This is a genomic window from Pedococcus sp. KACC 23699 (genome assembly GCF_045348425.1).
GTDB lineage: Bacteria > Actinomycetota > Actinomycetes > Actinomycetales > Dermatophilaceae > Pedococcus.
This window is the reverse complement of the sequence record NZ_CP157483.1, coordinates 3,263,965-3,287,298: the sequence shown is the minus strand read 5'-3', so window position 1 is coordinate 3,287,298 and position 23,334 is coordinate 3,263,965. Positions and strand designations below refer to the sequence as shown.

The window sequence follows — 23,334 nt, the reverse complement described above, 5'->3', positions numbered from 1 at the left end:
GCTTGGAGACCGCCCATCCACGCCACCACATGGGCCGGCGTGCCAGTCACGCGAACCTTGCCCGGGATCGCCCGTGTCCTGACGGGAGGGTGAGGCGATTCCGGACACCGACGAACCGGGCTGCCTCAACAACCTGGGCCACTGCGTGGGTTGCGTTGGCAACACCGGACAGGCAAGGCAGACTCCATCGAGCTCTGGACCGCTCCGCCGCCGTCGCCAGCCTGAGGCCGTGAACCCAGCAGCGCCCCTCATGTCCGGCGAGCACGAGACTATGGCCCGGATGGGGGCGCGTGCCCATCATCGGTATCCGTGCGCGGGCGGCGCCGCCTACCCGACGGGGAGTGAGCGTGGCTCCTGAGACCTGCTGGAGTGGGGAGCGAAGCGGCGCGCGGCAAGGAGCGACTTGGCCCAACGCATCCTGACCGGTCGTGCCCCGCAGGATGTGCAGGTCCAATGACCCGGCCGCGATGCCGTTGTCGATCGTGATGGCGGCGACGATTGCCACGCTGGCGATCCGTCCGAACCGGGTCGCTGGCTTCAGCCTGACCGGGTTGATGGCGGTGAGCACGCCGAGCAGGACGAGCTCAAGGACCGGCGGCAGCCAGCGGCGCTGGAGCCCGTAGCGGTCCGGCAGCCGAAGCTGCAGGGCGATCGCGGCCAAGATCGCCAACGCCACCGGAAGGCGGTTCTCGGGGCTCGTGGCCCGCAGCCACACTGGCACATGCAGGTCACGTGCTCGATCTCAGCCGCGAGCTGGGCCAGTCAGGACTGCCGCGCCTGCACATGGTTGGGCGTGCGCTGGTGGTCGTGTTCGCCCACCTCCGGATGCCTGCGGTCCGGGCCGAGGGCGCAGCCGTGCACAGGCACCACGGACCTCGCGTCCCCGTCAACGACCCGACGGCGACCAGGAGCAGCCCGGGCCGCTGTTGCGGGCTAGAACTCGTAGGCACCCCGATCGTCGTAGGTGCGCACGCCCGCACCGGTGTTGGTGGTGGCTGAGTCGTCCACCCGAGACCGCGACGACGCGTCGGTGGTGGTCTGGCCGCGCGCGCTGGAGTTGGCCGAGTCGATCGCGGGCGAGCCGGCCTGAAGCGTGAAGACAGCCTGCGCCGGGTTGGTCCACCGCGGGTTGGCCTGCAGCCCATGGGTTTCCTGACCCGTGGCGTTTCGGAAGGCAGAGATCGTGGTGTAGAACGAGGTCCCCCACACGATCACGGAGCCGCTGACGCTGAGGTTGACCAGGTCGTAGTCCAGGGTCGTCCCCAGGCGGGACGCGGCGTCGACCCGGATGTCGCCGGTCGTCCTCGGGCACGAGACCGTGCCGCCGGCCCCGTTCGGGCAGAGCACCCCGTTGTCGACCGAGATGTTGTTGGCGAAGGTGAAACCGCTCGAGGTGCCCGCCGGCACCGCCTCGAGGTTGATCCCGGACGCGGCGTTGTCGTAGACGGTGTTGCCCACGACCGTGCCGCCCGTCACGCCATAGCTGTCGATGCCGTGGTCACCCGTGATGCAACCGGCTGTGTTGCCGCTGCTCGGGGGGCTGCAGTTGGTCTGGCGGACGGTCGTGAATCCCTTGTTGTGGTAGACGACGTTGTTCACGATCGTGTTGCGGTCGCCGCCCGGGTAGGCCTGGATGCCGGAGTCCTCGTTGTCGTGGACGCGGTTGCTGCTGACGAGGTTGCCCGGGGCCCGCAGGTCGATGCCGACGGCTGCCCGGGTGTACCCGTTGGCGTTCCACGAGATCTCGTTGCCGTAGATCTGGTTGGCGGTGGAGCCGTTCACGAGGAAGATCCCGGACGAGGAGTTGTTCGTGACGAGGTTGCGGGACATCACCGACTTGGACACGGCGTTGAGGTACATCCCGTATGCCGTCGCTCCGCTGGCTCGCTGGCCGGCGGCCTGAACCGTGTTGCGCGACAGGGTGATGTTGGTGGCGTTCGAGAGGTAGATCCCGTCCCGCGACGTGTTCTTGATCGTGAAGCCCGACACCGTGATCCAGCTCTGGTTGGAGATCGTGAAAGCATGCCTCGCGCCGGAGATCGTCACCGTGGCGCCGGCCGCGGGCTGGAAGGTGATCGGGGAGCCCGACACCCCGGAGTGCCAGGGGGAGACCTCGTCGACGTACGTGCCCGACGAGACGAGCACGGTCTGGCCGGCAACGGCGACCTTCGCAGCCTTGGCGATCGTGCAGAAGGGCACCGCGCTGGTGCCCGAGCCTGTGTCGGAGCAACCGGAGCCGCCGCGGACGTAGAGGTACGTCACGGCGCCCGAGGCCGGACCGACCGGTAGCGCTGTCAGTCCCAGGACCGCCGTGATGACGCCTGTGGCCAGCGCGATGACACGCCGTGGAGTTCTCGAACGCGTCATGGCCCCTGCCTTCCAGCGCTGATTCGATGTGGCCCCAGTCTGGCGACGGACCCGCCATACGACATCCGCCGCCCGGCGCAGGGGCTCTGCGCCAACTGAGGGAGTCGCCACCGTGTGACTCTCTGGCCGGGGTGGCCTTCCGGACGCGGACCGTCCGCAACCCTCGGTACGGTGCCGACATGGCCATCGCCCGCTTCCCCAGCTTCGTCCTCGACTGCCCCGACCCGGCCGCGCTGGCGACCTTCTACGCCGGCTTGCTCGGTTGGGAGGTCACCGGGCAGGACGACTGGTACGAGATCCGCGCAGACGGCCAGTGCATCTGCTTCCAGAAGGTCGAGAACTACCGGGCGCCGATCTGGCCTGGCCAGGAGTCACCACAACAGATGCACCTGGACGTCATGGTCCCCGACCTCGACACGGCGGAGGGCGAGGTCATCGCGATCGGGGCGACCAAGCACGCGCATCAGCCGGGCACGACGTTCCGGGTCTTCCTCGACCCCGCGGGCCACCCCCTCTGCCTCTGCGTCAGCTGAGCGGCACAGCCACCTCCACAGCCACCCCGGCTACGCGACCACCTCGAACACCGCGGCCAGCAGCGCCTCGTTGCGTGACGACGCCCCCACCAGCAGCTCGAACCGACCTGGCTCGACGACCCTGCGACCTGCGGCGTCGACGATCGAGCAGTCCGCCACAGGGACCTCCACCTCGACCGTGACCGAGTCGCCTGCCGCCACTCGGACCTGGGTGAACGCCTTGAGCTCCTTGTCGGCCCAGCTCGCCGAGGTGACCAGGTCGCGGACGTACACCTGGACCGTCTCGAGGACCGGGCGAGTTCCCTTGTTGAACAAGGTGATTCGCGCCTGCACCGTATCGGCTGGACCCACGGCCGCGGTCCCCAGGGTGAGGTCGCTGTACTCGACGGTCGAGTAGGACAGCCCCTCACCGAAGGCGAACGCAGGCCGCTGCGTCAGGTCGGCATACCGGTCGCCGTGCTGGCCGCGGACCTGGTTGTAGTAGGTCGGCTGCTGGCCGACGTGGCGCGCGAACGAGATCGGCAGCCGCCCACTCGGCTCGATGTGGCCCAGCAACAGCTCCGCGAGAGCCCGGCCACCCTGCATACCGGGGTTGGCCACCCACACCACGGCGGCGGCGTCGAGCGCGGAGTCGGGCAGCACGAGGGGCTTGGACGCGAGCAGCACGACGACCAGGGGCGTGCCGGTGGCGGCGAGCGCGTCCAGCAGGGCGACCTGGCCACCGACGAGCTCCAGCGTCGCCGTCGAACGACCTTCACCGACGAGCTCGATGCGGTCACCCACCACGGCCACGACGACATCCGCGTCGGCAGCGGCGGCCACGGCTTCGTCGATGAGCGCTGCGTCAGGGGCACACGCCACAGCGACCTGGGGGCGTGGTTGCCCGTCGGGGAAGAACGCCCCAGCCGGGTCCTCGGCGAGCGTGAGGATGTCGGCACCTCGGGAGTGGGTGACCGTCCAGCCCTGCGGCACGGTCGAGCGCAGTCCGTCCAGGACGGTCGTGATCATGCTGCGCGGGTGGCCCTGCATGATCCAGTCGGCCTGGCCGGAGGAGCCGGCCCAGTCCCCCAGCTGGGTCTGCGCGTCGTCGGCGAGCGGACCGACCACGGCGACCCTGGTGGCGTCGCCCGTCACCAACGGCAGGACACCGGAGTTGCTCAGCAGCACCAGCGAGCGCCGCGCCACCTCGAGGTTGAGGTCGGTGTGCTCCGCCGAGGCGATCACCTCGGCCTGGCGTCGCGCGTCCGGCCGTCGCGGGTCCTCGAACAGCCCGAGCTCGAACTTCAGCGTGAGGATGCGGCTGACCGCGGGGTGCAGGTCGGACTCGGCAAGTAGCCCGCGGGAGATCGCATCGAGCGCACCGTCACGGAACTGCGGTGTCGTCATGACCATGTCGTTGCCGGCCCGCACCGCAGCGGCCGCGGCATGCGTGTGGTCTGGTTGCACCTGTTGCTCCCACACCATCCGGCCGACGTTGTCCCAGTCGGTGATGAGCGTGCCGGTGTAGCCCCACTCACCGCGCAGCACGTCGTTCAGCAGCCAGTCGTTGACCGTGATCGGGACACCGTCCATGGTCTGGTAGCCGAGCATGAACGTCCGGCAGCCTTCTCGCGCAACGCGTTCGAACGGCGGCAGGAACCACGAACGCAGCTTGCGCCGGGAGATGTCGGCCTCGCTGGCGTCGCGACCGCCCTGGGTCTCGGAGTACCCCGCGAAGTGCTTGGCGGTCGCGAGGACGGCGGTCGGGTCGTCGAGCCCAGCGCCCTGGTAGCCGCGCACCATCGCCGACGCGAGCTCACCGAGCAGGTGCGGGTCCTCTCCGAACGTCTCGTTGACCCGTCCCCACCGCAGGTCCCGCGCGATGCAGAGGACGGGCGAGAAGGTCCAGTGCACACCGGTCGCAGCCACCTCGACCGCCGTGGCCCGGGCCACCCGCTCGACGAGCTCCGGGTCCCAGCTCGCTGCCATGCCCAGCTGGGTCGGAAAGATCGTGGCGCCCTCGAAGAAGGAGTGACCGTGGATGCAGTCCTCCCCCACGAGCAGCGGGATGCCCAGCCGGGTCCGCGCGGTCAGGTCGTGCGCCTCGGCGAGCCGCTGGGGCGAGGCGTGCAGGATGGAGCCGACGTGCGTGGTCAGCACGTGCCCCTCCAGCCCCGCGCGGGCGTCGAGCTGCATCATCTGGCCGACCTTCTCCTCCACGGTCATCCGCCCCAGGAGGTCGGCGACGCGCTCGGCGACGGGGCGTGCGGGGTCGAGGTACGGCAGCGTCTCGGTCACACCGAGGATGCTAGGCCCGGCGGCCGTTGGGGTCGCGCGATCCATCGCCGGAGAAGCGGAGCGCGACGCCTCAGTGGACGGATGTGGAGGCGTCGACCAGCACGCGTCCGAGGTGGCGCATCTCCGCCCGCAGCGTCTCGTCGTCGATGCCCACGAGGTGGGGATCGGCTCCAGCGTGGGCGATCCCGAGGGCGAGCAGCGGCACGGCGACGACACGGCGCTGGCTGGGGGCCGGTCCGAGCAGCTGGGCGCCGAGCCGGGTCGTCAGGTCGGTGAAGTCCTCGTGCGCCTCGAGGATCCGGGAGACCTCGGGGTCGCTCAGCATGGCCGCCACGACCTTCCGGTGGGCGAGCACGACGTCGACCAGCCCGTCGAGGGCGACCGCCGTCGCCTCCTGCGGGGTGGGCGCCGCCTCGGACGTCTCGATGTAGCCGCGCAGCTGCTCGACGGCGTTCTCGACCACGGCCAGGACGATGTCCTCCTTGGCATGGAACTGGTAGTACACGGCCGCCTTGGTGACGCCGAGGTGGTCGGCGATCATCTGCAGCGACGTCCCGCTGACGCCGTGGAGGGCGAACAGCTCCAGCGCCGCGGCGAGGACCCTGGCCCTGCCCTGTCCGCGGGGTGCCTGTGGTCTGGCCATCGCCCCTCCTGGTCCTGCCGGCGGCCCCTGCGCCGCGCGGCATCGTCCTGCGCCGACGGCCGTCAGCCGCCCGTGGCCGTCACGGTAGCAGCATGGTTAGCCGATCGGCTTGTCTCGACCTAGCCGATCGACTAACTTGATGTGCGGTCGGCCACGGGGGTCGGTCACCATGCACCGGGAGCGCACCCATGGCCAACCTTCTCTACCGGATCGGACGCCTCGGCTTCCGCCGTCGCGGCGTCGTCGCCGCGGTGTGGCTGATCCTCCTCGGCGCCCTCGTCGCCACCGTCGTGTCGGTCGGCACGGCGCCCACCGCGGGGGTCGCCATCCCCGGGACGGAGTCGCAGCGGGCCCTGGACTCGCTCGCCAAGGAGTTCCCCCAGGCCAGTGGCGCCTCCGGCACCGTGGTGGTCCGCGCCCCCGAGGGCCAGAACGTCGCCGCCCAGACCAACCAGGCCGTCGTGGCCGGCATCGTCGCCCGAGCAGGTGCGCTCCCCGGCGTCGTCGGAGCCGTGAGTCCCTACGACTCCAAGGCGATCAGCCAGGACGGTCGGTATGCCTTGGTCACCGTCCAGTTCAAGGAGACCGCCGACGCGCTCACCCCCGCACAGCGCACGGCATACGAGGACCTCGGGAAGGACGCCCCGGCGGGCTGGACGGTCGCGGCGGGTGGTGAGCCGCTGATGGCCGAGCCCGAGGTGGGCTCGACCGAGGCGATCGGTGTCGCGGTCGCGCTCGTGGTGCTGCTCATGACGTTCGGCTCGCTGGTCGCCGCAGGGATGACCATGGTCAACGCCCTCATCGGTGTGGGCGTCGGGCTGCTCGGGCTGCTCCTGGCCGGCCACGTGTTCGACCTCACCAGCGTGACCCCGGTGCTCGCGCTCATGCTCGGCCTCGCCGTCGGCATCGACTACTCGCTGTTCATCACCTCGCGCTACCGCCACAACCTCGCCACCGGGCTGCGCCGCGAGGAGGCTGCCGGGCGGGCCATCGGCACCGCCGGGTCGGCCGTCGTGTTCGCGGGGCTCACCGTGGTCATCGCCCTCGCCGGCCTGTCCGTCGTGGGCATCCCGTTCCTCACCGCGATGGGGCTCGCCGCGGCCGGCACCGTCGCGGTCGCCGTGCTCGTCGCCGTCACCCTGCTCCCCGCGCTCCTCGGCTTCGCCGGCGACCGGGTGCTCCCCCGCGCCCAGCGCGGGACCGGCGCCGTCGTCGACCCGGAGGCGTCCGAGGCCAACCGTGGCTTCGGCTGGGGGCGGGCCATGGTGCGCCTGCGCATCCCCGTCATCCTCGGTGGCGTCATCGTGCTCGGAGCCATCGCCCTGCCCAGCGCCGACATGCGCCTGGCCCTCCCTGACGACGGGACCGCGCCGGTCGGCACGAGCAAGCGGGTGGCCTACGACCTCGTCGCCGAAGGCTTCGGTCCGGGCTTCAACGGGCGGCTCGTCATGGTCGTCCACGGCGACGACCCCGCCACCGTCACGCAGGCGGTGACCAGTGCGAGCGCGGTGATGGCCAGGACCAAGGACGTCGTCGCCGTGGCGCCGGGGGGCACCAGTGCCGACGGCCGTACGGCGCTCGTGGCGGTCATCCCCGCATCGGGCCCTTCCGACGCCGCCACCTTCGACCTCGTGCGCGACCTGCGTTCGGCCGTTGCCCCCACCGCGGCTGGGACCGGCACCGACATCGCCCTCACGGGCGCGACCGCCGCCGGTGTCGACGTCTCCGACAAGCTCAGCAACGCCCTGCCCGTCTACCTGCTGGTGGTGGTGGGACTCAGCTTCGTCCTGCTGACGCTCGTCTTCCGCTCGCTGCTCGTCCCGCTCAAGGCCACGATGGGCTTCCTGCTCACTGTCGGCGCGACGTTCGGTGCGACCGTCGCCATCTTCCAGTGGGGCTGGCTCTCGGACCTGCTCGGCGTCCAGACGCCGGGGCCGTTGGTGAGCTTCCTGCCGATCCTGCTCATCGGCATCCTGTTCGGTCTCGCCATGGACTACGAGGTCTTCCTCGTCTCACGGATGCGCGAGGACTTCGTCCACGGCCATGGTGCCCGTGCGGCGGTCGTGTCGGGCGTCGGGCACGGTGCCCGGGTGGTCGTGGCCGCCGCACTCATCATGATCTCGGTGTTCGCCGGGTTCATCCTCGTCGAGGACCCCATCATCAAGTCGATGGGCTTCGCCCTGGCCTTCGGCGTCCTCGTCGACGCCTTCGTGGTGCGGCTCGCCCTCGTGCCGGCAGTCATGTCGTTCCTGGGCGACTCGGCCTGGTGGCTGCCCCGCTGGCTGGACCGGGCGCTCCCGCGGGTCGACATCGAGGGCGAGAGCCTGCCACCGGTGCCGGCCACTGCCGCTGGGCCGGAAGGGGCACACGAGCTCGCCACTGAGGGCCGGGCCTGATCGACCCCTCCGTGGGAAACCGGGGGTGCCGGAGGGCCAGGAACGCCGTGCGTGGTGGCGTGGGGGGTGCCGACGAGGTGCCGAAGCGCCGTCGGTCGGCTCAGGCGAGCGGGAGGACCGAGCCCTCGGGGCGCACGGCGGCACCCGCGTGGTCGGTGGCGCCGGACCGGGCGGCGAAGGACAGGCCGAGGCCGTCACGCATGTCGAGCAGGGACGGCTCGTCCTCCATCACCGGGATGAAGCGCTCCAGGAAGACCTGCCACATGTCCACACCTGCCCTTCCGCGGGATCAGCGTCGTCGCCGATCCAGGTCCATTGCAGCCTCGAGCATCCAACCCCGGGAGGGCGCGCGACGCGCCGCAGCAGGGCGCCTCAACCATTTCGCGGACAGACTCAGCCGTTCGTATGAGGCGGCGCACCCGTGAACGGATGCATCCGGCCCTGAACCCGCCTCGGCACCGCCCAAATGCCACAAACTGGCTCATGCGTCTCCCCCACACGCACATCCCCCGGAGCTGTCATGTCCCGAACCGCCCACCCCCGCCTGTCCGCCGGCACCCTGTCCGCCGGTGTCATGGTCGTCGTCGTCGCCCTGGTCGGCGCCATCCTGACCACGGCTCCCGCCGCCTCGGCCGCGACGGCCGTGCCACCGACGCCGACCGGCCTGCCGGCCGGCGTCGAAGAGCTGGCTTCGTACGTCGGCGCCAACTCGTGCGACGCCTCGACCAAGCCGGGCTCCGCAGCCCTGGGCGCCCTGCTCGTGCGGACCTACCCCGGCACGTCGTACGGCAGTGCCCGTGCCTGCGCCTCCGACTCGCTGGCGACCTCAGAGCACTACGACGGCCGCGCGGTCGACTGGATGGCCAACAGCCGCAACGCCACGCAGAAGGCACAGGCGACCGCGGCCGTCACGTGGATGCTGGCCAAGGACAAGGCCGGCAACCCGTATGCCATGGCGCGCCGCCTCGGCGTGATGTACCTGATCTGGAACAACCGCACCTGGTCCGCCTACCGTCCACAGGAGGGGTGGAAGGAGTACAACGGCTGCCTCTCCGCGGCGCGGGCGGGCACGGCATACGACACGACCTGCCACCGCAACCACGTCCACATCTCGCTGTCGTGGGCAGGCGCCATGAAGCGCACCTCGTACTGGTCGAAGAAGGTGGCGGTGCCGGAGTACGGCCCCTGCCGGACGTGGCTGACGAACTGGGCCAGCCCGCGCACCTCCGTCAACCCGGCGCGCTGCCAGGAGCCGCCGGCCGTCCGGGCGATGCCGACCGCCACCTCCTCGGGGAAGCGGCTGGTCTCGATCTCGGGCATGTACCTCAAGGAGGGCAGCACCGGCCCCGCGGTCACGTCCGTGCAGAGCGCCATCGGTGCGAGCGCCACGGGGACGTTCTCCACGGCCACCGTGACCGCCCTCACGTCCTGGCAGAAGCGCAACGGCGTCACGGCCACCGGCGTCACCGATGCCGCGACCTGGCGCGCCCTGATCCGGACGTATGCCGCACCGCCGGTGTCCCTCGGGCTCGACGCGCGCATCGACTCCGACATCCTCACGCTCACCGACGGTCGGCTGACGCTGAGTGACACCGTCGCCGACCCACAGGGCCGCCTGCTGGCCACCGGATGGTCGGGAGTGACCGCCGTGGTCGCCCCCGGTGACTTCACCGGCGACGCCTACCCCGACCTGCTCAGCAGGACCACGGACGGGCACCTGTGGTTGCACCCCGGCACGGGGAACGCCACCTTCGGCTCCCCCGTAGACCTGGGCAGCGGCTGGAACGGCTACTCGACGCTGCTGTCCCCGGGTGACTTCACCGGAGACGGCCGGAGCGACCTCGTGGGCGTGCGCAGCAACGGCGACCTGTACCTCTACCGCGGCAACGGCGCCGGGCGGTTCTCCGGTCCGGGCACCCGGATCGGCACCGGTTGGGGGGCATTCGACGCCGTCCTTTCTCCCGGCGACTTCACGGGTGACGCCCGCGCCGACATCATCGCCCGCAGGCCCGACGGCACCCTCTGGCTCTACGCCGGCAACGGCAGGGGCGGATGGGCCGCCACCGGTCGCACCATCGGACGCGGCTGGCAGAGCTTCACGACCGTCCTCGCCGCCGGCGACATCAACCGGGACAACCTCTCCGACCTGATGGCGCTCACCAGTGACGGCCGCTGGCTGGCCTACCCGGGCTCGGGTCGCGGAGGCTTCGGGCCCGTCTACGGTCAGCAGGTCTCCCGCGGCGACTGGTCCGCCGCCGGTCTGGTGGTCGGGGTCCGCTGACGATCTTTGGCGACGGCCCACGAACGGTCGTCCGCCGACGGACGCGCGGGCGCCCCGGAGGGGGTGCGCCGGACGGGGTGCGCCGGAGGGGCACCCCACCGCCGGTGCGCTGAGGGCCGTGGCCGGCTCAGCGCACCGGCTCGGCCACCATGCCGTCCGGGCCGTCCGCGGCCTGGGGTTCGTGGCTGGGGGTCACCACGACCTCGAACCACACGGTGGTCCCGGCCGAGGTCCGGTGCGAGCCGAACGCGTCACTGATCGCCTTGACCAGGGACAGGCCGCGACCGCGCACCGCCATCGCCTCGCCACCGGTCAGCAGCGGCTCGCCCCGGTTGCCGCTGTCGGCGACGGTGACCGAGACCTGCCCGGAGTCCAGGTCCATGGTGAGGTGCGACTCGGTGCCGGCGTGGAGCACGGCGTTGGTGATCAGCTCGGAGATCCCCGTGACGATCGTGTACTGGTCGGCGTCGCCGACGTGCCACTGCGTGAGCTGGGCGCGGGCCCAGTCCCGGGCGGCCCTGACCGACTCCGGCATCGGCGGGACGACGAGCGTGCGGCGACGGTATCCGGCCGGCGACCGACCCACGGTGAGCACGGCGCAGTCGTCCTCCTGACCGGACGGAGGGACCATCGCCTCCATCACCAGCTGCGCGACGCGACGCGGGCTGCTCGGCGGGAGGTCAGCGAGCACCCCGAGCAGGCGCTCCTCACCCGCGGCGAGGTCCTCGCCACGGCGCTCGAGCAGGCCGTCGGTGTAGGCCACGAGCATGTCGCCCACCTCCAGGAGCAGCTCGGTCGCTGGGCGGGCACCGCCGATACCCAGCGGAGGCCCCACCGGCATCGTCAGCAGCTGCCCCCGCGGGGCTCCATCCGCTCGCGCGGACCGACCCGAGAGCAGCGCCGGCACGGGGTGGCCGGCGCTGGCGATCTCGACGACGCCCGTCTCCGGCGTGATCGTGGCATAGAGCATCGTGACGAACAGCTCGCCACCGAACGACATCCCCGGTCTGGCTCGCGCCGTGCCGAGCGGCAGCGAGGCCGGCCACAGCGCGTCGAGGTCCCAGACGACCCGGTCCAGGGCGCCCATGACGACGTTCGGCCGGCTGTCGGCGAGCGCGGCTCCGCGCACCGCGGCTCGCACCTGTCCCATCACCGTGGCCGCCATCACCCCTCGACCCACCACGTCACCGATGACCAGGGCCAGCCGGCCGTCCGGGAGGAAGAAGGAGTCGTAGAAGTCACCTCCCGCGACGGTGCCCTCCGAGACCGGTTCGTACCGGGCGGCGACGCTGATCGCGTCGGACTGCGGGAGGCTCGGCGGCAGCAGGGTGCGCTGGAGGAGCTCGGCGGTGGACCGCTCCGCGTCGTAGACGACCGCTCGACCGAGGGCCTCGGCGACGAGGTCGGTGAAGGCGGACAGCACCACACCGAACGACGCCGGCAGCTCGGTGGCCTCCCTGAAACCGACGATCGCGGCGCGGACGGTGCGGGTCTCGAGCGGGACCACCACGAGCTCACCGGAGTCCGACCTGTGGACCTCGCGCTCGCCGACGGCCCACGAGACCGTCTCGGCGAGGTCCTGCGGCACCTCCGACCAGATCAGCGGCAGCCGCTCCTCGTCGGGTGAGAGGTCCTCGATCCGGTGACGACGGGCGATCCGCCACCCACCGTGTTCCGGGGAGGGCAGGCAGATGCCGGCGGAGCGCGCGTCGAACGCCGCGACCGCCTCCCTGAGCGCGACCTTGCACACGTCGTCCACGGTCACCGCTGTCCCCAGCGCGCTCGCGAGCTCCGCGACGGCACGGGCCCGGTCGTGCGAGGACGAGGTCTCCACGACGACGTGCACGACGGCCACCACGTCCCCGGCCGCGTCCCGCACCGCAGATCCCGTGCGCAGGTGGTGGCCCAGCAGCGGCGCGTCAGGGGCGCCGGCGGCGTCAGTGGCGTCAGTGGCGTCAGTGGCGTCGACGTCGGGGGCGGCATCAGGCGCTACCGAGGCGTCAGGAGCGGCAGTGGTGGCGGACCCACCCGGGCGCGACCACCCGACGCGCGAGTCCGCGTCGAGGAAGGCGTCACCATCGGTCAGGACCCGGTCGAGCAGGCCGCCGACCGGCGACGCGTCCCACAGCTCGGGCAGCACCTCGTCCGCAGGACGCCCGAACGCTGCCGGGTGCAGGCTCCCCAGTCGCTCGGCGAACGCGTCGTTGTAGAGCAGCACGCGTTTCTTCCCGACGAGCAGCGCCGTCGGCAGCAACGAGTCCAGCGCCAGGTCCCACGCCGCGAGCAGGGCCGGCGGCCACTGGTCGGCCGCGCCCGTGGGCAGCCGGGACCAGTCGGTCTGGGCAGCGAGGGCTCGTGCACCCATCGTCCCGACGTCGACCACCTGACCCACCTTTCGCCTCCTGCAGCCTAGGGATCCCCGGGCGGTAAGAGGGCCTCACCTGTCTGTGCATTTCGTGTCGCCGTGCGTCGCAACCGCGCCTTCGCGTTCGGCTCATCGCCCGGCGGCGCCTGTCCCATCGGCCGCCCGGGCCCCGTCATGAGGTGCGGGGCTGGACACCTTCCCCGAGATCGGCCGCAGCGTGGCCCGCGGCTCCGACCTGGTCGATGAGGAAGGCCCACTCCCAGGCGACCTGCCGCCACGAGTCGTACCTGCCGCTCTTGCCACCATGACCCGCGACCATCTCCGTGCGCAGCAGGATGGGCCGCTGCTCCGGGTCGCTCGTGGTGTGCTCCCGCAGCCGGGCCACCCACTTGGCCGGCTCGGTGAAGTAGACGCGGGTGTCGTTGAGCGACGTGGTCGCCAGGATCGCCGGGTACGGCGCGCGGCTCACGTTCTCGTAGGGCGAGTAGCCCTTCATGTAGGCGTAGACCTCGGGGTCCTCGAGCGGGTTGCCCCACTCCTCCCACTCGACCACGGTCAGCGGGAGGCTGGGGTCCAGGATCGTGGTCAGCGCGTCCACGAAGGGCACCGCTGCGTGCACGACCCGGAACCGTTCCGGGGCGAGGTTGACCGCCGCGCCGATGAGCAGCCCGCCGGCCGAACCTCCCTCTGCCGCAAGGCGGTCCGGGTGCACCCAGCCTGTCTCCACGAGGTGGTCGGCGCAGGCGACGAAGTCGGTGAAGGTGGCCCGCTTCTGCGTGAGCTTGCCCTGGTCGTACCACGCGCGACCGAGCTCGCCACCACCACGCACGTGCGCGATGGCGTAGACGAACCCGCGCTGCAGCAGCGACAGGCGGGCCACCGAGAAGTACGGGTCCGAGGAGATCTCGTAGGAGCCGTAGGCGGTGAGCAGCCCCGGTCGGCTGCCGTCGGGGACGCTCCCCGCGGGGTAGACCAGCGAGATCGGCACCTTGGTGCCGTCCTGCGCCGTGGCCCACTCGCGGCGTTGCTCGTACTGGGCCGGGTCGTAGCCGCCGAGGACCGGCTGACGCTTGAGCAGGGTGTACTCACGGGTGCGCAGGTCGTAGTCGAACACCGTCCGCGGCGTCACGAGGGACTCGAAGACGACCTGGAGGCTGGGGGTCGCGCTCTCGGGGTTCTCGCCGAGGCCCACCGAGTAGACCGGCTCGTCGAAGTCGAGGTCGTGCGTCGCGCCATACCCCGACGGCGAGTCGGGATCGCGGTCGAGCACACGTACCGCGGTGAGCCCGTCCTTGCGCAGCGCCAGGACTGCCACGTCGTCGAATGCCTCCACGCCCTGGAACCGTTCACCGTCGGCCGAACGCATCAAGGGGTTCCACTGGTCGGCCGAGGTGGCGTCCAGGGGCGCCCACGCCAGGTCGGAGTCGACGGAGTCGGCATTGTGGACGATGAGCAACCGGTCGGCGGCCGGCTCGACGTCGTACTCGACCCCCTCGCGTCGCGGCGCCACGACGCGGAACTCACCGAGGGGGTCGGTCGCGTCGAGGATCCGGACCTCGGAGGTCGTCTTGGAGCCCAGCCCGATCATGATCCAGCGGTCGTCGCGCGAGGACCCGAGCCCCATCCAGAACCGCTCGTCGTCCTCCTGGTGGACCAGGACGTCCTGCTCGGCGGGCGTGCCCACCTCGTGGCGCCAGGTCTGGTGCGGGCGCCAGGTCTCGTCGACGCGCGTGTAGAAGAGGTGGCGGCCGTCGAAGGAGAAGACGCAGCCGTAGCCGACCTCCTGGACGGCGGTGTCGATGACCTCGCCGGAGCCGAGGTCCTTGACCCGCAGGGCGAACCGCTCGTCACCCTCGGTGTCGACGGCATAGGCGAGCAGCCGGTGGTCCGGGCTGATGCTCAGCGCACCGAGGGCGAAGAACTCGTGGCCCTTGGACTCGAGGTTGCCGTCGAGCAGGACCTGCTCCCCCTCGATCGTCGCCCCGACCTCAGGGTCCGGGCGGGCGGAGCCCTCGACCCGCGGTGCGCGACACTCCACGGCGTACTGCGAGCCCTCGTAGCTGCGTGAGTAGTACCACCACGGCCCGCTCGCCACGGGGACCGACAGGTCGGTCTCCTGCGTCCGCGAGCGGATCTCCTCGAAGATCTCGTCGCGCAGCGGCTGCAGGCCGGCGGTCACCGACTCGGCGTAGGCGTTCTCGGCCTCGAGGTGGGCGACCACCGTCGGGTCGGCCTTGTCGCGCAGCCACTCGTACGGGTCGACGACGACGTCCCCGTGGTGCTCGCGGGTGGTGTCGCGCTGTTCGGCGCGCGGCGGGGTGGTGGATGGCGGCGGGGTGACCGCAGGCGTGCTCACCCGCAGAACACTACGGGCAGGTCAGCCGACCAGGCAGCGTGGCCCGAGGATCACCTTGAGGTCGCCGAACAACGCCTCGGTGGCGTTGACGCGGTAGGCGTCCTCGAGCTTCATGAGCACCGAGCGGCCGGGCTGGCTGAGGCGTACGTGGACCTCCGTCGAGCCGGGGTGCGAGGACAGCACCGACTTGAGCTCCTCGACCTTGGCTGCCGTGGCGCGGTTGGTGTCCATCGTGACGACCACCGGGCCACGCGGACCCTCGGAGATGTCGGGCAGGGTGAGGTCCGAGGCGTAGATCGACGGGGTGTCGTCGCGCCGGTTGACCCGGCCCTTGACCACGACGACCGCGTCATGGGTCAAGGCGTGCTGCACCGTGAGGTAGGCCGAGGGGAAGAACAGGCACTCGATCGCGCCCTCGAGGTCCTCGACGGTGACGATCGCCCAGAGGTCGCCCTTCTTGGTCCGCTTGACCTGCAGGCCGGTGATCAGGCCGGCGATGGTGACGTTGGAGCCCTCAGGCTTGCCGTCCTCTCCCATCAGGCTCGAGATCGAGGTGTCGGCGTGCGAGCTCAGCACGTGCTCGATACCGAACAGCGGGTGGTCGGACACGTAGAGGCCGAGCATCTCGCGCTCGAACTGCAGCAACGTCTTCTTGTCCCACTCCACCGTCGGGATGGGCGGCAGCACCGAGAAGTCGACCGACTCCCCCGAGCCGCCGTCGTCGTCACCGAAGGACCCGAACAGCGAGTCCTGGCCGATGGCCTCCTGGCGCTTGATGTCGACGAAGTTGTCGACGTAGTCCTCGTGCACCCGCAGCAGGCCCTGGCGCGACTCGGCGAGACCGTCGAACGCCCCGGCCTTGATCAGGGACTCGATGGTGCGCTTGTTGCAGACCACGGCCGGGCACTTGGACAGGAAGTCCTTGAAGGAGGTGAAGCGCCCCTTCTCCTCGCGGGCCGCGATGATCCCCTCGACGACGTTGTGGCCGACGTTGCGGATCGCCTGCAGGCCGAACCGGATGTCGGTGCCGACGGCGGCGAACCGGCCGACCGAGTCGTTGACGTCCGGGGGCAGCACCTTGATGCCCATGCGGCGGCACTCACCGAGGTAGAGCGCGGACTTGTCCTTGTCGTCGCCGACGCTGGTGAGCAGCCCGGCCATGTACTCGGCCGGGTAGTTGGCCTTGAGGTAGCCGGTCCAGTAGGAGACCAGCCCGTATGCCGCGGTGTGCGCCTTGTTGAACGCGTAGTCCGAGAACGGGACGAGGACGCCCCACAGCGCGGCGATCGACGCCTCGTTGAACCCCTTGGCCTTCATGCCCTCGGAGAAGGGGACGTACTCGGCGTCGAGCACCTCCTTCTTCTTCTTGCCCATGGCACGGCGCAGGAGGTCGGCGTTGCCGAGGGTGTAGCCCGCGAGCTTCTGGGCGATCTCCATGACCTGCTCCTGGTAGATCACCAGGCCGTAGGTGGTCCCGAGGATGGGGCCGAGGGCGTCGATCATCTCCTGCTGGAGCTTGCCCTCCAGCTGCGGGTCGAGCGGCGTCAGCGTCTGCTTGCCGTTCTTGCGCAGGGCGAAGTTGGTGTGGGCGTTCACGCCCATCGGGCCGGGACGGTAGAGCGCGAGGGCGGCGGAGATGTCCTCGAAGTTGTCCGGCTGCATGAGCTTGAGCAGGGTGCGCATGCCGCCGCCGTCGAGCTGGAAGACCCCGAGGGTGTCACCGCGCGAGAGCAGCTCGAACGTCGCCTTGTCGGTCATGTCCTTGGACAGCGCGTCGAGGTCGATGTCCTCGTCGCGGTTGGCCTTGATGTTGTCGATGGCGTCGTCGAGGATCGTGAGGTTGCGCAGGCCGAGGAAGTCCATCTTGACCAGGCCGAGCGACTCACAGCTCGGATAGTCGAACTGGGTGATGACCTGGCCGTCCTGCAGCCGCCGCATGATCGGGATGACGTCGATGAGCGGCTCGCTGCTCATGATGACGCCGGCGGCGTGCACGCCCCACTGCCGCTTGAGGCCCTCGAGGCCCTTGGCGGTCTCGACGATCTCCTGGAAGTGCGGCTCGGACTGGACCAGGGCGCGGAAGTCGCCGCCCTCGTTGTAGCGCTTGTGGTCCTTGTTGTAGATCTCCGAGAGCGGCACGCCCTTGCCCATGACGTCCGGCGGCATCGCCTTGGTCAGCTGCTCGCCCACGACGAACGGGTGACCCATCACGCGGGCAGCGTCCTTGACCGCCTGCTTGGCCTTGATCGTGCCGTAGGTGACGATCTGAGCGACGCGCTCGGCACCGTACTTCTCCGTGACGTACTTGATGACCTCGCCGCGTCGGCGCTCGTCGAAGTCGATGTCGAAGTCGGGCATCGACGCGCGCTCGGGGTTGAGGAAGCGCTCGAAGATCAGGCCGTGCGGGATCGGGTCGAGGTCGGTGATCTTCATGGCGTAGGCGCACATGGAGCCGGCACCCGAACCACGACCGGGACCCACGCGGATGCCGTTCTTCTTGGCCCAGTTGATGAAGTCTGCGACGACGAGGAAGTAGCCGGCGTAGCCCTTGGAGGTGATGACCTCGATCTCGAACTCGGCCTGCTTGGTGGCGTACTCCGGCACGCCGCCGGGGAAGCGCTCCATCAGGCCGGTCTGCACCTCCTTGACGAACCAGCTCTCCTCGTTCTCCCCCGGAGGGCAGGGGAACCGCGGCATGTAGCGGCCCTCGCCCTCGGTGAAGGAGATGTCGCACATCTCGGCGATGAGGAGCGTGTTGTCGCAGGCCTCGGGGAGCTCACGCCAGGTGTGGCGCATCTCCTCGGGGCTCTTGAGGTAGAAGTCGTCGGCGTCGAACTTGAACCGGTTGGGGTCCATCATCGTCGAGCCGGACTGCACGCAGAGCAGGGCCGAGTGGGCCTTGGCGTCCTCGGGGCTGGAGTAGTGCAGGTCGTTGGTGGCCACGAGCGGCAGCTTCAGCTCCCGCGCCAGCCTCAGCAGGTCCTTCTGGACCCGGCGCTCGATGTCGAGGCCGTGGTCCATGAGCTCGCAGAAGTAGTTCTCGGCGCCGAAGATGTCGCGGAAGTCGCTGGCCGCCTGCATGGCCTCCTTGTACTGGCCGAGGCGAAGGCGGGTCTGGATCTCCCCCGAAGGACAGCCGGTCGTCGCGATGATGCCCTGGCCGTGCGCGCTGAGCAGCTCGCGGTCCAGCCGTGGCCACTTGGCGTAGACCTGGTCGAGGCTGGCGAGGGAGTCGAGCCGGAACAGGTTGTGCAGGCCGTTGTTGTTCTTGGCCAGCAGCGTCATGTGGGTGTACGCGCCCGAACCCGACACGTCGTCGCGGGCCTGGGACTCGTCGCCCCACTTCACCCGGGTCTTGTCGGTGCGGTGGGTCCCCGGCGTGACGTAGGCCTCCACGCCGATGATCGGCTTCACGCCGGTGCCCTGGGCCTTCTTCCAGAACTCGTAGGCCCCGAAGACGTACCCGTGGTCGGTCGTGGCCAGGGCTGGCATCCCCATCTCGGCGGCCCGGGTGAACAGGTCCCCGATGCGCGCGGCACCGTCGAGCATGGAGTACTCGGTGTGCACGTGGAGGTGGACGAACGAGTCGGACTTCGACCCGCTTCGAGCGGTGGGGGCGGCGGGCTGCGAGGACATCGGGACGAGTCTAAGCCGCCCCACCGACTGCCCTGCGGCGTGTCGCCCCACCGTGTCGCGGCGGGTTACCGACGCCGCTGCCCGACGACCGGTGGGGTATGGCGAGGACGTGCGTCCGCGCCATACCCCACCGGGGTCGGCGCCTCATCAGAGGCGGTCGAGCGCGCTCTGCAGGTCCGCCGGGTAGGGGCTCTCGAAGGTGACGTGCTTGCCCGTGCCCGGGTGCTCGAACCCGAGGCCGACGGCGTGCAGCCACTGCCGCTCGAGGCCGAGGCGCGCGGCAAGCGTCGGATCGGCGCCGTAGGTCAGGTCTCCCGCGCAGGGGTGCCGCATCGCCGAGAAGTGCACCCGGATCTGGTGGGTGCGCCCGGTCTCGAGGTGGATGTCGAGCAGCGACGCGGCCCGGAACGCCTCGATCACCTCGTAGTGGGTGACGCTCGGCTTGCCCTTGTCCATCACCGCGAACTTGTAGTCGTGCCCGGGGTGGCGTCCGATGGGGGCGTCGATGGTGCCCACGACGGGGTCGGGCAGGCCCTGGACGAGGGCGTGGTACTTCTTGTCGACGGTGCGGCTGCGGAAGGCCTGCTTGAGGACGCTGTAGGCGTACTCGGACTTGGCCACGACCATCAGGCCGCTCGTGCCGACGTCGAGGCGCGACACGATGCCCTGCCGCTCGCTCGCGCCGCTGGTGGCGATGCGGTAGCCCGCGGCGGCCAGGCCACCGACGACGGTCGGCCCGGTCCAGCCGACGCTCGGGTGGGCGGCCACACCCACAGGCTTGTCGACCACGACGATGTCGTCGTCGTCGTGGATGATCCCCATGCCCGGCACGGGCTCGGCGATCACCTTGAGGGACGGGCTGTCCTCGGCGCTGGGCAGCAGCACCTCAAGCAGGTCTCCGGCGGTCACGCGGTCGGACTTGCCTGCAGGGGCGTGGTTGAGCTGGACGTCACCGGCCTGGGCGAGGTCGGCGGCCTTGGTCCGCGAGACGCCGAACAGACGCGCCAGGGCGGCGTCGACGCGCTCGCCCTCGAGGCCGTCGGGGACGTGGAGGGTGCGTGCGTCAGGCATGGGCGTCGTCCTGACCGGCGGGGGAACCGCCCTCGGAGGCGGTCCTGGGGGTGGAGGTTGGGGTGGAGGTTGGGGTGGAGGTTGGGGTGGAGGTGGAGGCGCGGTCCGAGCGACCGGCCTCGTGCCGACCGGCGCGCACGCCGTCCACGCCGATGCCCCGCAGTGCGAGGATGCCGATGAGGACCGCCGCGCTGACGATGGCGATGTCGGCGACGTTGCCGATGAACAGCCCGAAGTAGTCGATGAAGTCGACCACGTGGCCTCGACCCGGGCCGGGCTCCCTGACCATCCGGTCGGTGAGGTTGCCCACCGACCCACCGAGCAGCAGGCCCAGGGCCCAGGCCCAGCCGCGGCTGCCGATGCGGCGGGCCGTGCGGATGATGAAGACCAGCACGCCGAAGGCGATCAAGGTGAGCACCCAGGTCGCGCTGTTGGCGATGGAGAAGGCTGCTCCGGGGTTGCGGATGAGGTTGAGGCGGATGAGGTCGCCGATGACGTTGACCGGCTCGCCGGGGGTCAGGGTCTGCAGGGCCAGGACCTTGGACAGCTGGTCGGCGGCATAGACCACGACGGCCGTCACCGCCAGGAGCCGGAACAGTCCGCTGCGGTTCGGTCGGGGGTCGGGGGTGGAGGTGGACTCGTCGGCCGCGGTCAGCGGCGCTCCTGCTTCGTCTTGCATGTCACGCATAGGGTCGCACGAGGAGCGGCCTGAAGGCGAAGTTTGCCGATGGGGTTGCCACAGGACTCACAGATGCCGTACGTCCCGTTGTCCAGGCGTTCAAGGGCGTGGAGGTTCTGGTCGAGCATGTCCCGGGCGTTGTTGGCCAGCGAGATCTCCTGCTCACGCTCGTACGTCTTGGCGCCGGCATCGGCCTGGTCGTCGCCCGCACCGTCGCCTGCGTCACGCATCAGACCCACGAGGTCGGCCTCGGCCACGGTGATCTCGCGGCGAAGGTGCTCGACGTCACCCTCGATCTCGGCCCGGACGTCGCGCAGCTCCTTGGCGGTCCACGGCGACTCGTCGTCCCGGACCCGCAGCGACGCGGGCGTCGCCTTCGTGGCGGCGGCCTTCGTGGCAGTGGCGGTCTTGGTCGCCGCAGCCTTGCTGACGGGTGCTGTCTTGGTCGCGGCAGCCTTGGTCGCCGCTGCCTTGGTGGCAGGCGCCTTCGTGGCAGGGGCAGCCTTGGTCGCGGCAGCCTTGGTCGCGGCAGCCTTGGTCGCCGCTGCCTTGGTGGCAGGCGCCTTCGTGGCAGGGGCAGCCTTGGTCGCGGCAGCCGTGCGGGCAGGCGCGGCCTTGGCCGACGTGGCCTTCTGCGTCGCAGCCTTCGTGGCCGGCGCGGCCTTCTTCGCTGCGGCCTTGGTCGTCGCGGCCTTGGTCGTCGCGGCCTTGGTCGTCGCGGCCTTGGTCGTCGCGGCCTTGGTCGCCGCAGTCTTCGTCGCGACGGCCTTCTTCGCTGGCGTCGTCCTGGCGGTCGGGGGAATGCTGGCAGATGCCTTGCCCGCGGCAGACTTCGTCGCGGCGTGTGCCTTGTGAACCATGGTGTGCCGGGCCCCTCGGTCGCAGGGCGCTCACCGCAATCACGGGGAGCGCTGACAGGTGCGGCGAGGATAAGCGCTGCAGGGCGGCGACTCAACGCCAAAACACCCTAGATCCGCCGCGGATCTGGTGGGACGCCAACAGGCGCCCACCGCGATCGCGGTCGGCGCCTGTTGGCTGCTCAGGCCCTACTCAGGGTCCCGGGTGGTTGCTACTGCCTGCCCTCGTCCTCGGAGGTCGCGTGGCCGGACTCGCGGTCCGAGTCGTGGTCCGACTCGTCGGTGGACTCGCCGGCCGCCTGGTCGTGCTGGGCACCCCCATCGGAACCGTCGGTCCCACCGTCGGAACCACTGTCGGGCGCGAGGCCGGTCTGGTCGAGGTCGGCGAGCTGCTCCTCGATGTAGTTCTTGAGGCGGGCGCGGTAGTCGCGCTCGAAGGTGCGCAGCTCGTCGATCTTCATCTCCAGCAGGCTCCGCTCGCGGCCGAGCTCCTCGAGGATCTGCGCCTTCTTCTGCTGCGCCTCGTGCACCATCCCGGTGGAGCGCTCACGCGCCTCGGTGATGAGCTGCTCGTGGCGCGACGTGGCCTCGGAGACGAGCTCGTCGTGGCGACCCTGGCCGGTGGAGACGAGCTCGTCGTGCTTGGCCTGACCCGTGGACACGAGCTCGTCGTGCTGGGCCTCGCCGGTCGACACGAGCTCGTCGTGGCGGGACTGCGCCTCGGAGATGAGGCGGTCGCGCGTCGACTCACCCTCTCCGACGTGCTCGTCGTGCAGGCGCTGGGCCATCTCGAGGAGCGCCGCGGCGCTGGCGCCGCCGCCCACAGCGGCAGCGGCCACGGGGGCAGACGTCTGCTCGGCCGGGGAAGCCGCGGCAACGACGCCCTGCTCCTGCGCCTGCCTGGCGCGAGCCTCGGCCTCCTCGGCGCGGGCACGGGCCTCGTCGATCTGGCGCTGCGCCTCGGCGATCCGCTGCTCGGCCTCCATGGCGCGGGCCTCGGCGTCACCGGCGTGGTTGGCGACCTGCTGCTGTGCCTCTCCGATGCGGGCCTGAGCCGACTCCTCGGCCTCGGCGACCCGCGCGGCCGCGACCTTCTCGGCCTCCTCCGCCTTGGCGTTGGCCTCGGCGATGCGCGCCTCGGCTGCCTTCAGCGCCTCCTGCACCTTCGACTCCTGGGCGGCGACGAGGTCGGCGACCTCGCGGTCGGCCTTGGCCTGGGCCTCCTGGGCCGCCGCGTCCGCGTCGGCTCCGGACTTGGCCACAACGGGCATGCCCTTGCTCTGCCGGCACTCGTTCAGCTGGTCGCGCAGGTCGTCGGAGTCCTTGACGATCCGGCGCATCTCGGCGACGACCTCGTCCAGGAAGTCGTCGACCTCCCGCTCGTCGTAGCCGCGACGGAACTGGGTCGGCGTGAAGTTCTTGTTGAGGACGTCCTCGGGCGTGAGCGTCATGTAGTCACCTCTGTTGGCAGGCGTGAGCAGAGCAGATCTGGCAGCCCAGGGTCTGAGCCGGTGGCCAGCCTAGAGGATCGCCGCGCGAGCGCAGGATGGGACGCAGGGGTGGGCCTGGCGGGTCGGGCAGGCCTACAGGATCGAGGTGAGGATGCTCGTCGCGAAGAAGAGGATGAGGAAGGCGAGATCGAGCCGGATGCTGCCCAGCTGCAGGGGCGGCACCACCCGGCGCAGCGCCTTGAGCGGCGGGTCGGTGATCGAGTAGATGGCCTCGGCGACGATGAGGAGCACCCCGCGCGGACGCCATTCGCGCGCGAAGACCTGGACCCAGTCCAGGACGAGACGTCCGATGAGCACGACGAAGAAGATGAACACCACGAAGCGGACGATGTCCGCGAAGACACTTGACCCGAGCAGCATGG

At 70.6% G+C, this 23,334-nt stretch carries 16 protein-coding genes; 3 read left to right on the top strand and 13 right to left on the bottom strand.

The annotated features are described in order from the left end of the window. Positions 1–46: 46 nt before the first annotated feature. Positions 47–676 carry a hypothetical protein gene (locus ABEG17_RS15415; protein ID WP_406830361.1) on the bottom strand — a complete coding sequence of 210 codons (630 nt, stop codon included), beginning with the start codon at positions 674–676 and terminating at the stop codon, positions 47–49. 257 nt (positions 677–933) lie between these two features. Next, a complete protein-coding gene (locus ABEG17_RS15410) occupies positions 934–2,367 on the bottom strand; it encodes a right-handed parallel beta-helix repeat-containing protein (protein ID WP_406830360.1) in 1,434 nt (477 codons plus the stop codon). 179 nt (positions 2,368–2,546) lie between these two features. On the opposite strand from ABEG17_RS15410, the gene ABEG17_RS15405 reads away from it, so the two are divergent. Continuing rightward, positions 2,547–2,900, top strand: a complete 354-nt coding sequence (locus ABEG17_RS15405; RefSeq protein WP_406830359.1) for a VOC family protein — start codon at positions 2,547–2,549, stop codon at positions 2,898–2,900. Positions 2,901–2,930: 30 nt separating this feature from the next. On the opposite strand, the gene ABEG17_RS15400 is transcribed toward ABEG17_RS15405, so the two are convergent. After that, positions 2,931–5,222: a glycoside hydrolase family 3 N-terminal domain-containing protein gene (locus ABEG17_RS15400; RefSeq protein WP_406830358.1), complete on the bottom strand. Its 2,292-nt coding sequence runs from the start codon at positions 5,220–5,222 to the stop codon at positions 2,931–2,933. A 25-nt stretch (positions 5,223–5,247) separates the two neighbouring features. Next, positions 5,248–5,820 (bottom strand): TetR/AcrR family transcriptional regulator, encoded by a 573-nt coding sequence (locus ABEG17_RS15395; RefSeq protein ID WP_406830357.1) that lies wholly within the window; start codon positions 5,818–5,820, stop codon positions 5,248–5,250. A gap of 188 nt (positions 5,821–6,008) precedes the next feature. Between ABEG17_RS15395 and ABEG17_RS15390 the strand changes: the two genes are divergently transcribed. Beyond that, the gene (locus ABEG17_RS15390) at positions 6,009–8,216 is read left to right on the top strand and encodes an MMPL family transporter (RefSeq protein ID WP_406830356.1); all 2,208 of its coding nucleotides are present in this window, start codon (positions 6,009–6,011) and stop codon (positions 8,214–8,216) included. Between the two features lie 100 nt (positions 8,217–8,316). On the opposite strand, the gene ABEG17_RS15385 is transcribed toward ABEG17_RS15390, so the two are convergent. Continuing rightward, complete coding sequence (locus ABEG17_RS15385; protein WP_406830355.1) at positions 8,317–8,481, bottom strand: hypothetical protein; 165 nt, start codon at positions 8,479–8,481, stop codon at positions 8,317–8,319. A gap of 255 nt (positions 8,482–8,736) precedes the next feature. Between ABEG17_RS15385 and ABEG17_RS15380 the strand changes: the two genes are divergently transcribed. Next, positions 8,737–10,497, top strand: coding sequence for an FG-GAP-like repeat-containing protein (locus tag ABEG17_RS15380; RefSeq protein ID WP_406830354.1), 1,761 nt, complete (start codon positions 8,737–8,739; stop codon positions 10,495–10,497). Between the two features lie 127 nt (positions 10,498–10,624). Here ABEG17_RS15380 and ABEG17_RS15375 read toward each other — a convergent pair whose 3' ends face one another. The 8 genes from ABEG17_RS15375 to ABEG17_RS15340 all read right to left on the bottom strand — a co-directional run bounded on the left by ABEG17_RS15375 (position 10,625) and on the right by ABEG17_RS15340 (position 23,332). Continuing rightward, positions 10,625–12,880 carry a SpoIIE family protein phosphatase gene (locus tag ABEG17_RS15375; RefSeq protein WP_406830353.1) on the bottom strand — a complete coding sequence of 752 codons (2,256 nt, stop codon included), beginning with the start codon at positions 12,878–12,880 and terminating at the stop codon, positions 10,625–10,627. Between the two features lie 154 nt (positions 12,881–13,034). Further along, positions 13,035–15,218, bottom strand: coding sequence for a S9 family peptidase (locus ABEG17_RS15370; protein ID WP_406830352.1), 2,184 nt, complete (start codon positions 15,216–15,218; stop codon positions 13,035–13,037). A 21-nt stretch (positions 15,219–15,239) separates the two neighbouring features. After that, positions 15,240–18,854, bottom strand: coding sequence for a DNA polymerase III subunit alpha (gene dnaE / locus ABEG17_RS15365; protein WP_406830351.1), 3,615 nt, complete (start codon positions 18,852–18,854; stop codon positions 15,240–15,242). A gap of 147 nt (positions 18,855–19,001) precedes the next feature. Continuing rightward, positions 19,002–19,925 (bottom strand): RluA family pseudouridine synthase, encoded by a 924-nt coding sequence (locus ABEG17_RS15360; RefSeq protein ID WP_406830350.1) that lies wholly within the window; start codon positions 19,923–19,925, stop codon positions 19,002–19,004. Beyond that, on the bottom strand, positions 19,918–20,604 hold the full coding sequence (gene lspA, locus ABEG17_RS15355) for a signal peptidase II (RefSeq protein ID WP_406830349.1): 687 nt from the start codon (positions 20,602–20,604) through the stop codon (positions 19,918–19,920). Before lspA ends, ABEG17_RS15360 begins: the two co-directional genes overlap by 8 nt. Next, positions 20,577–21,464, bottom strand: a complete 888-nt coding sequence (locus ABEG17_RS15350) for a TraR/DksA family transcriptional regulator (protein WP_406830348.1) — start codon at positions 21,462–21,464, stop codon at positions 20,577–20,579. The genes lspA and ABEG17_RS15350 overlap by 28 nt, the downstream gene beginning before the upstream one ends. Positions 21,465–21,673: 209 nt before the next feature. Further along, positions 21,674–22,912 (bottom strand): DivIVA domain-containing protein, encoded by a 1,239-nt coding sequence (locus ABEG17_RS15345; RefSeq protein WP_406830347.1) that lies wholly within the window; start codon positions 22,910–22,912, stop codon positions 21,674–21,676. A 132-nt stretch (positions 22,913–23,044) separates the two neighbouring features. After that, positions 23,045–23,332 (bottom strand): YggT family protein, encoded by a 288-nt coding sequence (locus ABEG17_RS15340; protein WP_406830346.1) that lies wholly within the window; start codon positions 23,330–23,332, stop codon positions 23,045–23,047. Positions 23,333–23,334: the final 2 nt, after the last annotated feature.

Excerpts from the sequence above, each read along its gene's own strand:
- ABEG17_RS15410 (WP_406830360.1), bottom strand. The coding sequence starts at position 2,367 with ATGACGCGTTCGAGAACTCCACGGCGTGTCATCGCGCTGGCCACAGGC.
- ABEG17_RS15405 (WP_406830359.1), top strand. The coding sequence starts at position 2,547 with ATGGCCATCGCCCGCTTCCCCAGCTTCGTCCTCGACTGCCCCGACCCG.
- ABEG17_RS15400 (WP_406830358.1), bottom strand. The coding sequence starts at position 5,222 with ATGGATCGCGCGACCCCAACGGCCGCCGGGCCTAGCATCCTCGGTGTG.
- ABEG17_RS15395 (WP_406830357.1), bottom strand. The coding sequence starts at position 5,820 with ATGGCCAGACCACAGGCACCCCGCGGACAGGGCAGGGCCAGGGTCCTC.
- ABEG17_RS15390 (WP_406830356.1), top strand. The coding sequence starts at position 6,009 with ATGGCCAACCTTCTCTACCGGATCGGACGCCTCGGCTTCCGCCGTCGC.
- ABEG17_RS15385 (WP_406830355.1), bottom strand. The coding sequence starts at position 8,481 with ATGTGGCAGGTCTTCCTGGAGCGCTTCATCCCGGTGATGGAGGACGAG.
- ABEG17_RS15380 (WP_406830354.1), top strand. The coding sequence starts at position 8,737 with ATGTCCCGAACCGCCCACCCCCGCCTGTCCGCCGGCACCCTGTCCGCC.
- dnaE (WP_406830351.1), bottom strand. The coding sequence starts at position 18,854 with ATGTCCTCGCAGCCCGCCGCCCCCACCGCTCGAAGCGGGTCGAAGTCC.
- ABEG17_RS15360 (WP_406830350.1), bottom strand. The coding sequence starts at position 19,925 with ATGCCTGACGCACGCACCCTCCACGTCCCCGACGGCCTCGAGGGCGAG.
- lspA (WP_406830349.1), bottom strand. The coding sequence starts at position 20,604 with ATGCAAGACGAAGCAGGAGCGCCGCTGACCGCGGCCGACGAGTCCACC.
- ABEG17_RS15350 (WP_406830348.1), bottom strand. The coding sequence starts at position 21,464 with ATGGTTCACAAGGCACACGCCGCGACGAAGTCTGCCGCGGGCAAGGCA.
- ABEG17_RS15345 (WP_406830347.1), bottom strand. The coding sequence starts at position 22,912 with ATGACGCTCACGCCCGAGGACGTCCTCAACAAGAACTTCACGCCGACC.
- ABEG17_RS15340 (WP_406830346.1), bottom strand. The coding sequence starts at position 23,332 with ATGCTGCTCGGGTCAAGTGTCTTCGCGGACATCGTCCGCTTCGTGGTG.